Genomic DNA, 14,907 nt, shown 5'->3' with positions numbered 1-14,907 from the left:
CGCCTGCGCGAAAGACATATCAATGGCAAACAAGATGCTGATAGACGCGACCCACGCCGAGGAAACTCGGGTGGTCGTGGTGGATGGAACCAAGGTTGAGGAATTCGATTTCGAGACCGTCAACAAGCGTCAGCTGTCGGGTAACATCTACCTGGCAAAGGTGACGCGGGTCGAGCCTTCGCTGCAGGCGGCCTTCGTGGATTACGGCGGAAACCGCCACGGCTTCCTGGCCTTCGCGGAAATTCATCCCGATTATTACCAGATCCCGGCGGCCGATCGCGACGCCCTCCTGGCCGAAGAAAACGACCAGGCCGACGACGAGCCCGAGGAGGCCCCCCGCAAGACGCGGTCGGCATCCCAGGATGACGACGCGACCTCGGAGGAGGATGGCGACGACGGCATCGAATCCGTCGCCGAGGAGGACGTGACCGAGGAGGTCCGCGCCCCCCGCAAGCCCCGCGCCCGCCGCTACAAGATCCAGGAAGTGGTCAAGGTCCGCCAGATCATGCTGGTGCAGGTGGTCAAGGAGGAACGCGGCAACAAGGGCGCCGCGCTGACCACCTATCTGTCGCTGCCGGGGCGTTATTGCGTCCTGATGCCGAACACGGCGCGTGGTGGCGGCATCAGCCGCAAGATCACCAATGCCGCCGACCGCAAGAAGCTGAAGGACATCGCGGCCGATCTGGACGTGCCGCAGGGCGCGGGCCTGATCATCCGCACCGCCGGCAGCCAACGCACCCGGACCGAGATCCACCGCGATTACGAATACCTGCTGCGTCTGTGGGAACAGATCCGCGACCTGACCTTCAAATCGGCGGCCCCCGCCGCGATCTATGAGGAAGGCGACATCATCAAGCGCAACATCCGCGACCTCTACAGCGCGGATATCGACGAGGTGCTGGTCGAGGGCGAGCGCGGTTACCGCCTGGCCAAGGATTTCATGAACATGATCATGCCGTCGCATGCCGACAGCGTGAAGCATTATACCGATCAGATGCCGCTGTTCGCGCGCTATCAGGTCGAAAGCTATCTGGCGGGGATGTTCAACCCGGTCGTGCAGCTGAAATCGGGCGGTTACATCGTCATCGGCGTCACCGAGGCGCTGGTTGCCATCGACGTCAACTCGGGTCGGGCCACCAAGGAAGGCTCGATCGAGGATACGGCCGTCAAGACCAACCTGGAGGCCGCCGACGAGGTCGCCCGCCAGCTGCGCCTGCGCGACCTGGCCGGTCTGATCGTCATCGACTTCATCGACATGGACGAGCGCAAGAACAACGCCGCCGTCGAGAAGCGGATGAAGGACAAGCTGAAATCCGATCGCGCCCGCATCCAGGTGGGCCGCATCTCGGGCTTTGGCCTGATGGAGATGTCGCGACAGCGTCTGCGTCCGGGCATGCTGGAAAGCACGACCCAGCCTTGCGCCCATTGCCACGGCACCGGTCTGATCCGCAGCGATGACAGCCTGGCGCTGACCATTCTGCGCGCCATCGAGGAAGAAGGTACCCGCAAGCGGTCGCGCGAGGTTCTGGTCAAGGCACCTATCGCGGTCGCCAACTTCCTGATGAACCAGAAGCGCGAACATATCGCGGGCATCGAGGCGCGTTACGGCATGTCCGTGCGGGTCGAGGCAGATCCGGCGATCACCTCGCCCGATTTCGCCATCGAGAAGTTCAAGACCGCCACCCGCGTGGTTCCCGAACCCTCGCAGGTGCCACTGGGCGTGAATGCCGACCTGATGGCCAGCATCGACCACGAGGAGATCGAGGCCCCCGAGCGCGAGCCCGAGCCCGAGATCGTCCCGGTCGTGGAAATCGCGCAGGTTCCCGTCGCCGCCGAGGCTGAAAAGCCCGAAGAGGCATCCGCCGAGGATGAGGGCGAGGGCGGGCGCTCCCGTCGTCGCCGCCGTCGCCGTCGTCGCAAGACGGGCGACCGCCCCGAAGGTGAGAACGACGACAGCGCCGAAGCCGCGAATGACGCCGAACCCGAGGTCGAGGCTCCTGCCATGACGGCCGAAACCGAAGAAGCGGACGCGCCCGAAGCGGAGGCCGAAACCGAGGCAGCCTCGTCGGGTCGTCGCCGGTCGCGCTCGCGGTCGCGCACCCGCAAGTCCGTCGAGAGCGACGCCCTGCCCGAGGTGGTGGACCTGTCGGGCGAGGCCGATGACGGTCGCGCCGCAGCCTTCCCGACCGCGGTCGAAGCCCCCGCGGAAGCGGCTCAGGCCCAGCCCCCCGCACCCGAGGCGATCCCCGCCGAGGCCGTGGCCGAAGCACTGGTCGAAACCGCATCCGAACCTGCCGCCGCACCGGCCCAGGCCCCGGTGGCGGCCAACCAGCCCGAACCCGCGTCCGACGATGCACCCCGCAAGCGTCGCGGTTGGTGGTCGGGCCGCTAAGCGCGGCAACAGCCGACAGGACAGGGGCGCGGCAGCCATGTCGCGCCCCTTTTCCGTGCCGGTCACGGGTCTTCCCACGAAGCCGTGACGCAATGCCCTCTGTCCTTCTGCGCAATGACCGCTAAGGTGCCGGACATGTTGGGAATCGAACTCGCCTCTGCCGCCTTCCTGCCTGCCGCCTTCGTGGCGCTGCTGGCGGGTATCCTCTCCTTCCTGTCGCCCTGCGTGCTGCCCATCGTGCCGCCATACCTGGCCTATATGACCGGGGTCGGGGTGAACGGGCTCAGGACGCGCGAACGTAGTGCCGTGGTCCCGGCGCTGTTCTTCGTGATGGGACTGTCGACGGTCTTTCTGATCATGGGTTTCGCGGCTTCGGCCTTTGGCCGGGCTTTCCTGCAATATCAGGATCTTCTGGCACGAATTGCAGGTGTCATGGTGATCATCATGGGCCTGCATTTCCTGCATGTCTTCCGCATCCCCCTGCTGGATCAGGAAGCGCGGATGAATGCCGGCAAGCAGGATGGTGGGGCCTTGGGGGCCTATGCCCTGGGCCTTGCCTTCGCTTTTGGCTGGACGCCCTGCATCGGTCCGCAGCTGGGCATGATCCTGTCTCTGGCCGCCACGGGGGGGGAACTGTCGCGCGGCACGGCGCTGCTGGCGGTCTACGCCTTGGGGTTGGGCATTCCCTTCCTGCTGGCGGCGATCTTCATCAACCGCGCCATCGGCCTGATGAACCGGATCAAGCCCTATCTGAAGACGATCGAGCGGATCATGGGCGCGCTGCTGGTCGTGGTCGGGGTGATGTTGCTGACCGGGGCCTTCTCGGCCTTCAGCTTCTGGCTGCTGGAGGCATTCCCCGCGCTGGCGATGCTTGGCTGACACGAAAAGGGGATCGCCTTGAAACATGACCATCCCGAACATGCCGCGCCGGCCGATGCCGACGCCCGCCGCGCAGTGGAACCTGTGATCTGCTATCCGGTCGATGCCCTGCCGCGGCCTGATCTGTCAGCCTATCGCGCCGCCCGGACCGGCTGGCGGCAGACGGCCCAGATCGTGGTGCCGCCGCGCGATGCTGCCTGTTTCGAGGTGCCGGCCGGGCATTTCTTCCGCATCCTCAGCGTCGAGGGACCGCAGGTCGGCGATCTGAACCTGTGGACGGCAGACCTGTCGGCGCGCTTCTATTCGGGCAAGACGCGGGCGCTGCATGGGACGCATCTGTCCACGGGCGACCGGCTGTGGTCGAACCTGCCCGACCTGCGCCCCCTGGCCACCATCACAGATGACACGCTGGACTGGTACGGCTTCGACCGCTTCGGCGGCAGCGTCCATGACGTGATCGGGACGCGTTGCGATCCCTATACCCACAACCTGCTGTCGGGCGGGGGGCAGTATCACCATTGCTGCCATTCCAACCTGACGCGGGCCCTGGCGGATGCGCGCGGCATGACGCTGGACCAGGCCGAAGCGCATGTCCATGACGTGTTGAACGTATTCATGTGCACGGGCATTACCCGCGACACCGGCCAGTATTTCATGAAGGCCAGCCCCGTCCGTCCCGGCGACTATCTGGAATTCATGGCCGAGACCGATCTGCTGGGCGCGCTGTCGGCCTGTCCGGGCGGCGATTGCGGCGGAGAGCATTCGTCCGATACCGCGCAGTGCCATCCGCTGGTCGTGCAGGTCTTTGCCCCCGTGCGGCCCCCCGAAGGCTGGGCGCCGTCGCAATCGGGCGGTTATGATCGCAGCCACGGTCGGCGATAAGATCACGATCCCGCGCCCCCACAATCTATAGTAGCGCGGCCCCCGCAATCGCGCTATCCTTCTGCGCAGATCCGGGAAAACCGGACAGGACAGAGGCAGTGACGGCGGTATTCCCATGACCGATATGGTTTTTGGCACGACGCCCGCACGGGCGGGTGATCCCATTCTTCCGCGTTGGTGGCGGACTGTGGACAGGTGGGCGTTGTTCTGCGTGCTGTCCCTGTTCGCGATCGGGCTTTTGCTGGGGCTTGCGGCCTCGGTTCCGCTGGCGGAAAAGAACAACCTGCCACGGTTCTATTACGTCCAGCGGCAGGCGGTCTTCGGCGGCCTGGCCCTGGGGGTGATGCTGGTGATCTCGATGATGTCGCCACGTCAGATCCGCCGGATCGGGGTGCTGGGCTTTGCGGTGGCCTTCGCGGCCATCCTGATGCTGCCCTTCATCGGCACCGATTTCGGCAAGGGGGCGACGCGCTGGCTCAGCCTCGGCTTCGTGTCGATCCAGCCCTCGGAATTCCTCAAGCCCGGCTTCGTGGCGCTCTGCGCCTGGTTCATGGCCGCCTCGATGGAGATCGGCGGCCCGCCGGGCAAACTCTATTCCTTCATCGCGGCGGCGACGGTGGTCGTTCTGCTGGCCCTGCAGCCCGATTTCGGGCAGGCATCGCTGGTGCTGTTTTCCTGGCTGGTGATGTATTTCGTCGCCGGCGCGCCCATGGTCCTGCTGCTGGCCGTGGCGGGCATGGCGCTGATGGGCGGGGTCTTCGCCTATGGCGCATCCGAACACTTCGCCCGGCGCATCAACGGCTTTCTGTCGCCGGACATCGATCCGCGCACCCAGATCGGCTATGCCACCAATGCCATCCAGGAGGGCGGCTTCTTCGGCGTCGGCGTGGGCGAGGGGACGGTGAAATGGTCGCTGCCCGATGCCCATACCGATTTCATCATCGCCGTCGCCGCCGAGGAATACGGCCTGATCATGGTTCTGACGGTGATCACGCTTTACATGACCATCGTCGTTCGGTCGCTGCTGCGCCTTTTGAAGGAACGCGATCCCTTTGCCCGGATCGCCGGCACGGGGCTGGCCTGCGCCTTTGGCGTTCAGGCACTGATCAACATGGGGGTTGCCGTCCGGCTGCTGCCCGCCAAGGGCATGACCTTGCCCTTCGTCAGCTATGGCGGTTCCTCGGTGATCGCCTCGGGGATCGCGGCGGGGATGCTGCTGGCGCTGACCCGCACCCGCCCCCAGGGCGAGATCGCCGAAATCCTGCGCCGAGGCCGCTGATGTCCGAACCCCTTGCCCTGATCGCTGCCGGTGGGACCGGCGGCCATATGTTCCCCGCCCAATCCCTGGCCGAGATGCTGCTGGCCAATGGCTGGCGGGTCCGCCTGTCCACCGACGAACGCGGCGCGCGCTATGCGGGTGGCTTTCCCGACGCGGTCGAACGCCAGATCGTCCGGTCTGCCACCACCGCGCGCGGCGGTGCCGCGGGCAAGCTGGCGGCGCCCTTCAAGATCGCGTCCGGCATATGGGCCGCGCGCCGTGCATTCCGTCGCGACCGTCCCGACGTGGTGGTCGGGTTCGGCGGCTATCCGACCATCCCCGCGCTGTCGGCGGCCTGGTCCTTGGGCCTGCCGCGGATGATCCATGAACAGAACGGCGTCATGGGGCGGGTGAACCGGCTGTTCGCGGCGCGCGTCCACCGGGTCGCCTGCGGCATCTGGCCGACCGATCTGCCACCGGGCATCAGCGGGCTGCATGTGGGCAACCCGGTCCGCGCCGCGGTGCTGGAGCGTTCCGCCGCGCCTTATGTCGCGCCGGGGCAGGGGGATCTGCACCTGCTGGTGATCGGCGGCAGCCAGGGCGCGCGCGTGCTGTCGGACCTGGTGCCTGCGGCGCTGGCTGCCCTGCCCCCGGACATGCGCGCCCGCCTGATCGTCAGCCACCAGGCCCGCGCCGAAGATGCCGACCGCGTGACCGCCACCTATGCCGATGCGGGCATCCGGGCCGAGGTTCAGGCCTTCTTTGCTGACGTTCCGGAACGTCTGGCGCAGGCGCAGCTGGTGATCAGCCGTTCGGGCGCATCGTCGCTGGCCGACATCACGGTCATCGGGCGGCCTTCGATCCTGATCCCCTTCGCGGCGGCGACGGGTGATCATCAGACCGCCAATGCGCAGGCTTTGGCCGAAAGCGGTGCCGCGCTGGTCCATCCGGAATCGGTGCTTGACGTCGAAAGCCTCACGCGCGACATCCGCGCGATCCTGAATGATCCCGCGCAGGCCACGGCCATGGCCCAGGCTGCGCTGTCCCTTGCCCGTCCCGATGCGGCGCGGCGCCTTTACGACCTCGTCACGGAGATTGTGCGATGAATGCGGCGACGAAACTGCCCGGCGAACTTGGGCCCATCCATTTTGTGGGAATCGGCGGTATCGGCATGTCCGGCATTGCCGAGGTGCTGCTGACCCTTGGCTATCGCGTGCAGGGCAGCGATCTGAAGACGTCCAAGATCACCGACCGGCTGGTCAGCCTGGGTGCGCAGGTCTTCGAAGGCCAGCGTGCCGAGAACGTGGAAGGGGTGGGCGTCATCGTCGTCTCGACCGCGATCAAGAAGGGCAACCCCGAGCTGGAGGAAGCCCGCCGCCGCGGTCTGCCCATCGTGCGCCGCGCCGAGATGCTAGCCGAGCTGATGCGGATGAAGTCGAACATCGCCATCGCCGGCACCCACGGCAAGACCACGACCACGACGATGGTCGCCACGCTGCTGGATGCGGGCGGCGTCGATCCGACCGTCATCAATGGCGGCGTGATCCATGCCTATGGGTCGAACGCCCGCGCCGGGGCCGGCGAATGGATGGTCGTCGAGGCCGACGAATCCGACGGCAGCTTCAACCGCCTGCCGGCCGATATCGCCATCATCACCAATATCGACCCCGAGCATATGGAACATTGGGGCAGCTTCGACGCGCTGCGCCAGGGCTTCTACAATTTCGCGTCCGGCATTCCCTTTTATGGTCTGGCCGTCTGCTGCACCGACCACCCCGAGGTTCAGTCCCTGGTCGGCAAGCTGACCGACCGCCGTGTCGTCACCTTTGGCTTCAACGCGCAGGCGGATGTCCGGGCCGTGAACCTGCGCTATGACAAGGGGATCGCGCATTTCGACATCGCCTTGCAGGGCGAAACCCCCGACGATGCGCTGACCCCCGTCATGATCGAAGGCTGCACCCTGCCAATGCCGGGCGATCACAACGTCTCGAACTGCCTGGCGGCGGTGGCCGTCGCCCGTCACCTTGGCATCAAGAAGTCCGAAATCCGCGAGGCCCTGGCCAAGTTCGGTGGCGTCGGTCGGCGTTTCACCCGAGTTGGAGAGATCGGCGGCGTGACCATCATCGACGATTACGGCCACCACCCGGTCGAAATCGCCGCCGTCCTGAAGGCCGCGCGCCAGGCGACCACGGGCCGGGTCATCGCCGTCCATCAGCCGCACCGTTATTCCCGCCTGTCGACGCTGTTCGACGATTTCTGCACCTGCTTCAACGAAGCCGATGTCGTGGCCATCGCCGATGTCTATGCCGCCGGAGAGGACCCGATCCCCGGTGCCGGGCGCGACGACCTGGTCGCGGGCCTGATCGCCCATGGCCACCGCCACGCCCGCGCCATCCTGTCCGAAGATGACCTGGAACGGCTGGTCCGCGAACAGGCACGACCGGGCGACATGGTCGTTTGCCTTGGGGCGGGGACGATCTCGGCCTGGGCCAACAACCTGCCGGCACGGCTGCAGGGACAGGCTGCATGACGGGCATCGCGCTGCCGCCATTCCCGGTGATCGCCCTTGCGCTGACCGGGATATGGCTGCTGGCCGCCTGTCTGGTGCCCCTTTTGCCAACCCGGCTGCGGCCGGCTGCGATCGTGACCCTGATCGTGCTGGGCGTTCCCAGCCTGGGTTGGCTGACGCTGCTTTGGGGGCCGGGGATCGGCGTGGCCAGCCTGGCGCTTGGGCTGCTGGCGCTGATCGTGCGTCCCCTGGGGCGCCGCCGCGTCGCGATACCGCCCGCGATCGATGGCGGGCAGCATCCGTGAACCCCTGGATCATCGCCGCGCTTTGCCTGGCCGGATCTGGCTTCATCGCCTGGGGCAGCGCAAGACTGAGGCTGCGCTGGCCGCTGGCGGTGCTGGCCTTGCTGCTGATGGCCATCGCCTTTCAGCTGCTTCATGCCGCGCGGGGGCGCGACGGGTTCCGCGATCTGGCGGCCATCGTGGCGCAGGCCTTCACCGTTCTGCCCGCCCTGCTGGGGATGGCGGTCGGTCTGGCCATCGCCCATATCCGGCACCACAAGGTCAGATGGCGCCGGGGCGCGGGTCTGGTCACGGCGGGCGCATCCTTGACGGCGCTAGGCGCCGCGGTGGCGACTTTCCTGATCTGACCTTCGGGCGCTGTTGACGCGCCGCGCGCCGCTGGCTACCACCTGACGCATGAGCTTTGACCTTCCCACGCCGCGCGGCACCCTGATCCCCGACCGTCCCCTGAACAGCCTGACATGGCTTCGCGTCGGAGGACCGGCCGATTGGCTGTTCCAGCCCGCCGATGCCGATGATCTGGCCGAATTCCTGGCGGCGCTGGACCCCGCGATCCCGGTTTTCCCGATGGGCGTGGGCAGCAACCTGATCGTGCGGGACGGTGGCATCCGTGGTGTGGTCGTGCGTCTTGGCCGGGCCTTCAACGCGGTCTCGGTCGAGGATGGCGTGATCACCGCAGGGGCCGCCGCACTGGATGCGCAGGTCGCGCGTCGCGCCGCCGAAGCGGGGCTGGACCTGACCTTCCTGCGCACCATTCCCGGCAGCATCGGCGGCGCGGTGCGGATGAATGCCGGTTGTTATGGCAGCTATGTTTCGGATCATCTGATCGAAATTCAGGTCGTGACGCGGCAGGGTGAACAGATCACCATGCCTGCCGCCGAACTGGGTTTTAGTTACCGCCATTCCGACATTCCCGCCGACTGGATCATCACGCAGGCGGTCTTTTCGGCCACGCCGGGCGATCCCGACGCGCTGCATGTCAAGATGGCCGACCAGCTGGCCCGTCGCGACGAAAGCCAGCCCACCGGCGAACGCAGCGCCGGATCGACCTTCCGCAACCCGGCGGGGTTCAGCTCGACCGGGCAGGCCGATGACACGCATGACCTGAAGGCATGGTCGCTGATCGACCGGGCGGGCTTGCGCGGTCACAGCTGGGGTGGGGCGCAGATGTCGGAAAAGCATCCCAATTTCCTGCTGAATACCGGTGCCGCCACCGCGGCAGAGCTGGAAGCCCTGGGCGAGTTGGTGCGTCGCCGCGTCATGGAAGACAGCGGGCATGACCTGCAATGGGAAGTCATCCGCATCGGCGACCCCCTGCCCGACGGCGAATAGGCGCGCAGCGTCGCCCAAGGCGCGTTAACGGAAAATTCAGTCTTTTGCGATACCCGCTTTGCATGTAACCTTGGGGGGCACGCGACACCCGGAACGGGTGCGACGTGGTGAATCTCAAGCCCGGATCAACCGGGCGCGAAAGGCGATAACGTGACGGGCAGGTCGAGCAGGACAGCCCACTCGGTCGCGATCCTGATGGGTGGCCCCTCGGCCGAGCGAGAGGTGTCGCTGTCATCGGGTCGCGAATGCGCGGCTGCGCTGCGGGTGGCAGGATATCAGGTAACCGAAATCGTGCTGGACGATGCCTTGGGCGACCAGGTCGTCCGGGCGCTGACCGAATGCCGGCCCGATGTCGTCTTCAACGCCCTGCACGGCAAATGGGGCGAAGATGGCTGCGTGCAGGGCCTTCTGGAATGGCTGGGGCTGCCCTATACCCATTCGGGCGTGCTGGCCTCGGCCTTGGCGATGGACAAGACGCGCGCCAAGGACGCCTTTCGCGCCGCAAACCTGCCCATCGTCGAAAGCGTGATCGCCGACGCCGATGAGGTCCGGCGCCGCCATGTGATTCCCGCCCCCTATGTGGTCAAGCCCAATGACGAAGGCTCCTCGGTGGGGGTCTATATCGTTCATGACGGCGCCAACCAGCCGCCGCAGCTGTCCGAAGACATGCCCGCGCGGGTGATGGTGGAAACCTATGCACCCGGTCGCGAACTGACGACCACGGTGATGGGCGATCGCGCGCTGGAGGTGACCGAGATCATCACCGACGGCTGGTACGACTATGCCGCGAAATACACCGTCGGCGGATCGCGCCACGTGATCCCCGCCCAGATCCCCGACGACATCCGCGATGCCTGCCTGTCGCTGGCGCGCCGGGCCCATGACGCCCTTGGTTGCACCGGCCTGACGCGGACCGATTTCCGGTGGGACGACACGCGCGGCGTCGACGGTCTGATCATCCTGGAAGTGAACACCCAGCCCGGAATGACGCCGACCTCGCTGGCGCCCGAACAGGCGGCCCATATCGGCATGGATTTCCCCGCCCTGATGCGGTGGATGGTGGAGGATGCGATGTGCCGGTCGTGATCGATCACCGCCCCGGAAAGCAGATCACCCCCGAACCCCCGCGCCAGCGGCGCGATCCTGCGCCATCGCGCCTGAAATATCGCCTTGAACGGATGTGGCTGACGCCGCTTTACCGTCGGATGGTCCGGGTGGGCGTGCCCGCCTTCCTGATCGCCATGATCGCGGGGCTATGGCTGGCCGACGAGGATCGGCGCGCGCTGCTGAAGGGCGGCATCGCCTCGGTTGTCGACACGATTCAGAGCCGCGAGGAATTCCAGGTCCGCACCATGACGATCGAGGGTGCGTCCCCGGTCGTCGAACGCGCCTTGCGGGCAATGCTGCCGGTCGACCTGCCGGCCTCCAGCTTCGATATCGACCTGCCTGCGCTGCGCATCCAGGTGATGCAGCTGGACGCGGTCGAAAGCATCGACCTGCGCGTCAAGCCGGGCGGCATCCTGTCGGCGGTGGTCAAGGAACGCGAACCCGCCATCCTGTGGCGGCGCGCCCGCGGGATCGAGATCCTGGATCGTGGCGGCCACCGCGTCGCCAGCGTCACCTCGCGCGAGGTGCGCCCCGAACTGCCGCTGATCTCGGGCGAGGGGGCGGATGTGGTGACCGCCGAGGCGCTGAACCTGTTCGACGCGGCCGGACCGATCCTGCCGCGGGTGCGCGGATTGGTGCGCCGGGGCGAACGTCGGTGGGACCTGGTGCTGGATCACGGCCAGCGGATCATGCTGCCCGCGCATGGCGCGGTCGTCGCGCTCGAGGCCGCCATCGCCCTTGACCGGGCCGAGGATCTGCTGGCGCGCGATGTCACGATCGTGGATCTGCGCGACCCGCAGCGTCCGGTCCTGCGTCTTGGTCTTGATGCCCGCAACACCATCCGCGGCGCGCGCGGCCTGACCCTGCTGGGGCCGGACGGGGCGCCGCTGCAAGAAGACGAACAGAAGAGCTGAAAATCGGCACGAAGGGGGGACGAAGCGAATGGCGGAATTGTACCAGACACAGCGCGCGATGCGGAACATGCGCCGGGCAGCCCTTCAAAGGGGCGTGATCGGCATCCTGGATATCGGCACATCGAAGATCGCCTGCCTGGTGCTGCGTTTCGACGGCACCGGCACCTTCCGCGAAACCGACGGCGTCGGGCCGATGGCGGGGCAGGTGAATTTTCGCGTCATCGGTGCGGCTTCGACCCGGTCGCGCGGCATGCGTCGCGGCCAGATCGAGACCATGGCCGAAACCGAGCGTGCCATCCGCACCGTCGTCGCCGCCGCGCAGAAGCTGGCCGGCGTGCGCATCGACCATGTGATCGCCTGCCTGTCGGGCGGCTCGCCTGCTTCATACGGATTGGCGGGAGAGATCACCCTGGCGGCGGGCAAGGTTGCCGAACATGACGTCGCCTCGGTCATGGCCGCCTGCGAGGTGCCCGATTTCGGTCGCGGCCGCGAGGTTCTGCACGCGCAACCGGTGAATTTCGCCGTCGATAACCGCTCCAGCCTGGCCGACCCGCGCGATCATGTCGGCAACAAGCTGTTCTGCGATATGCATGTGCTGACGCTGGACGGCGACGTGATGGGCAATCTGGTGCAGTGCATTCGCCGCTGCGACCTGGAACTGGCGGGCATCGCTTCGGCGCCCTATGCCTCGGCCCGGGCCAGCCTGGTCGAGGATGAACAGGAACTGGGCGCCGCCTGCATCGATTTCGGGGGCGGCGGAACGGGCGTTTCGATCTTCATCAAGAAGCACATGATCTTTTCCGATCACGTGCCGATCGGGGGCAACCTGATCACCCAGGACATCGCGCAGGGTCTGCGCGTGCCGCTGCCCGTGGCCGAACGTCTGAAGACGCTGGATGGCGGGGTCGAGGCGACCGGTCAGGACGACCGCGAGATGATCGATGTCGGCGGCAATACCGGCGATTGGGAAACCGACCGCCGCACCGTCAGCCGGGCCGATGTGATCGGCGTCATGCGCCCGCGTGTCGAGGAAATTCTGGAAAACGTGCGCGGCGTCCTGGATGCGGCAGGGTTCGACTACATGCCCAGCCAGCAGATCGTCCTGACGGGCGGCGGCAGCCAGATTCCGGGGTTGGACGGGCTGGCGGCCCGCATCCTGGGGCCGAACATCCGCTGCGGACGACCGCTGCGGATCGACGGTCTTGCGCATGAATTGACCGATCCCAGCTTTTCCAGCGCGGTGGGACTGGCCCTGTTTGCGGCCCATCCGCAGGATGAATGGTGGGACTTTGAAATGCCCGCCGACAATTACCCCGGACGCAGTTTCCGGCGCGCCTATCGCTGGTTCAAGAACAACTGGTAAGGCCTGCGAGACACAGAAAATATGGAGGTCGCATGATGTGGCCACCATATTCAGGCATTGTGGCAAGATACCGCCGAAACCATCCCTGAACATGGCCATATTTTGAATGGCGACTGTGTTTTTTGGGTGACGCTTGGCGAGGGAATGTTTACGATAGTCAGTAAATACGGGGATTCGAGCGGGCAGCCCGCGCCCGATAACGAAGCAGCGATTACAGGCGGACAGCATGAACCTCAATCTGATGATGAATGACGAAGAAGAGCTGAAGCCTCGCATCACCGTGTTCGGTGTGGGCGGGGCAGGCGGCAACGCGGTCAACAACATGATCCAGAAGCAGCTTGATGGTGTCGAGTTCGTGGTCGCGAATACCGATGCGCAGGCGCTGCAGCAGTCGCTGGCCACCAGCCGCGTGCAGATGGGTCCGAAGGTGACCGAAGGTCTGGGCGCTGGCGCCAAGCCGTCGATCGGCGCCAAGGCCGCCGAAGAGACGATCGAGGATATCGTCGATCACCTGATGGGCGCGCATATGTGCTTCATCACCGCCGGCATGGGCGGCGGCACCGGCACCGGTGCGGCCCCGATCATCGCCCAGGCCGCGCGCGAGATGGGCATCCTTACCGTTGGCGTCGTGACCAAGCCCTTCCAGTTCGAAGGCACCAAGCGGATGCGCCAGGCCGAGGAGGGCGTCGAGGCCCTGCAGAAGGTCGTGGACACGCTGATCATCATTCCGAACCAGAACCTGTTCCGCCTGGCCAACGAAAAAACCACCTTCACCGAGGCCTTCGCGATGGCCGACGACGTGCTGTACCAGGGCGTCAAGGGCGTGACCGACCTGATGGTCCGTCCCGGCTTGATCAACCTGGACTTTGCCGACGTTCGCGCCGTGATGGACGAGATGGGCAAGGCCATGATGGGCACCGGCGAAGCGACGGGCGAAAACCGTGCGCAGGAAGCCGCCGAACGTGCCATCGCCAACCCGCTGCTGGACGAGATCAGCCTGAACGGCGCCCGCGGCGTGCTGATCAACATCACCGGCGGCTATGACATGACCCTGTTCGAGCTGGACGAGGCCGCCAATGTCATCCGCGACAAGGTCGACAGCGACGCCAACATCATCGTCGGTTCGACCCTGGACCCGGACATGGACGGCAACATTCGCGTGTCGGTCGTGGCGACCGGTATCGATGCCGCTGCTGTCGTGGCCGAAGTTCCCTCGCCCCGCCGCAGCATGGCTGCTCCGCTGACGCAGAACCCTGTCGTGGGTTCGCAGGCGGAAGCCGAGCCCCAGATGCCGCAGCGCCGCGTGACACCCCCCGTCGCTCAGCAGCCCGAGCAGGCAGCCCCGCAGGCCCCCGCTGCCCGGACCGAGGAAGATATGCCGCAGCCGGCCTATCAGCCCAAGGATAACGCGCGTCAGGCCCCGGCGGCCCGCATCGACGACGATGCCTCGGCCTTCGTGGCACCCCGTGCGCCCCAGCCCGCGCGCGCCGGTCAACCCGCCCCCGAGGTGATGGACCGCCTGCGTCGCGCCGTCGACAACCACAACCAGACGGGCAGCGCCTCCGGCGCCCCCAAGCAGCAGCCCGCGCAGGGCACCGCCGCCCAAAGCCGGATGAGCGGCCTTGGCCGGATGCTGGAGCGGATGGCCGGTCATGGCGACCAGCCGATTGCGCAAAAGCCGTCCTCGTCTTCCATCGCCGAGCGTGTGAATGAACGCGTGGCGACCCGTGCCCGTCAGCAGGAGGCCGATTTCGACGATCTGGCCAGCCCCGACAGCGGGCAGGACAATGTCGAAATCCCGGCTTTCCTGCGTCGTCAGGCCAACTGAGCCCGATCACGAAACTGACATATGTTGAATGGACAGGGCCGCATCATGCGGCCCTTTTCCATTGCATATCCAGGCATTTGACACGATAGCTCCCCCAGACGCCGCAGGGCGGGGCGCAAGTGTTTCACTCCGTTACAATTC

The 14,907-nt window shown here is 66.3% G+C and carries 13 protein-coding genes; all 13 read left to right on the top strand.

What is annotated here, in order from left to right:
• The first annotated feature begins 22 nt into the window (after positions 1-22).
• Complete coding sequence (locus IE00_RS10240; protein ID WP_072297015.1) at positions 23-2,392, top strand: ribonuclease E/G; 2,370 nt, start codon at positions 23-25, stop codon at positions 2,390-2,392.
• Between the two features lie 135 nt (positions 2,393-2,527).
• A complete protein-coding gene (locus IE00_RS10235) occupies positions 2,528-3,271 on the top strand; it encodes a cytochrome c biogenesis CcdA family protein (RefSeq protein ID WP_072297014.1) in 744 nt (247 codons plus the stop codon).
• An 18-nt stretch (positions 3,272-3,289) separates the two neighbouring features.
• Positions 3,290-4,153: a DUF1989 domain-containing protein gene (locus tag IE00_RS10230; RefSeq protein ID WP_072297013.1), complete on the top strand. Its 864-nt coding sequence runs from the start codon at positions 3,290-3,292 to the stop codon at positions 4,151-4,153.
• Between the two features lie 115 nt (positions 4,154-4,268).
• Positions 4,269-5,432 (top strand): putative lipid II flippase FtsW, encoded by a 1,164-nt coding sequence (gene ftsW / locus IE00_RS10225; protein ID WP_072297012.1) that lies wholly within the window; start codon positions 4,269-4,271, stop codon positions 5,430-5,432.
• Positions 5,432-6,517 carry a glycosyltransferase gene (locus IE00_RS10220; protein ID WP_072297011.1) on the top strand — a complete coding sequence of 362 codons (1,086 nt, stop codon included), beginning with the start codon at positions 5,432-5,434 and terminating at the stop codon, positions 6,515-6,517. The genes ftsW and IE00_RS10220 overlap by 1 nt, the downstream gene beginning before the upstream one ends.
• A complete protein-coding gene (murC, locus tag IE00_RS10215; RefSeq protein ID WP_072297010.1) occupies positions 6,514-7,941 on the top strand; it encodes a UDP-N-acetylmuramate--L-alanine ligase in 1,428 nt (475 codons plus the stop codon). The genes IE00_RS10220 and murC overlap by 4 nt, the downstream gene beginning before the upstream one ends.
• A complete protein-coding gene (locus IE00_RS10210) occupies positions 7,938-8,225 on the top strand; it encodes a DUF2484 family protein (protein ID WP_072297009.1) in 288 nt (95 codons plus the stop codon). Before murC ends, IE00_RS10210 begins: the two co-directional genes overlap by 4 nt.
• Entirely contained in the window at positions 8,222-8,569 is a 348-nt protein-coding gene (locus tag IE00_RS10205; RefSeq protein ID WP_072297008.1) for a hypothetical protein, read from the top strand. Before IE00_RS10210 ends, IE00_RS10205 begins: the two co-directional genes overlap by 4 nt.
• Positions 8,570-8,618: 49 nt before the next feature.
• Positions 8,619-9,554: a UDP-N-acetylmuramate dehydrogenase gene (gene murB, locus IE00_RS10200; RefSeq protein WP_072297007.1), complete on the top strand. Its 936-nt coding sequence runs from the start codon at positions 8,619-8,621 to the stop codon at positions 9,552-9,554.
• A gap of 195 nt (positions 9,555-9,749) precedes the next feature.
• Positions 9,750-10,640 (top strand): D-alanine--D-alanine ligase, encoded by an 891-nt coding sequence (locus tag IE00_RS10195; RefSeq protein ID WP_240493852.1) that lies wholly within the window; start codon positions 9,750-9,752, stop codon positions 10,638-10,640.
• Positions 10,628-11,575, top strand: coding sequence for a cell division protein FtsQ/DivIB (locus IE00_RS10190; RefSeq protein ID WP_240493848.1), 948 nt, complete (start codon positions 10,628-10,630; stop codon positions 11,573-11,575). Before IE00_RS10195 ends, IE00_RS10190 begins: the two co-directional genes overlap by 13 nt.
• Before the next feature lie 28 nt (positions 11,576-11,603).
• On the top strand, positions 11,604-12,938 hold the full coding sequence (gene ftsA / locus IE00_RS10185; protein WP_072297005.1) for a cell division protein FtsA: 1,335 nt from the start codon (positions 11,604-11,606) through the stop codon (positions 12,936-12,938).
• A gap of 226 nt (positions 12,939-13,164) precedes the next feature.
• A complete protein-coding gene (gene ftsZ / locus IE00_RS10180) occupies positions 13,165-14,766 on the top strand; it encodes a cell division protein FtsZ (RefSeq protein WP_072297004.1) in 1,602 nt (533 codons plus the stop codon).
• The last annotated feature ends 141 nt before the right edge of the window (positions 14,767-14,907 follow it).

It is taken from the genome of Paracoccus sp. SM22M-07, from assembly GCF_001887735.1.
Classification (GTDB): Bacteria; Pseudomonadota; Alphaproteobacteria; order Rhodobacterales; family Rhodobacteraceae; genus Paracoccus.
Note: the sequence above shows the minus strand (reverse complement) of the source record. Positions and strands in the feature narration are given on the sequence as shown.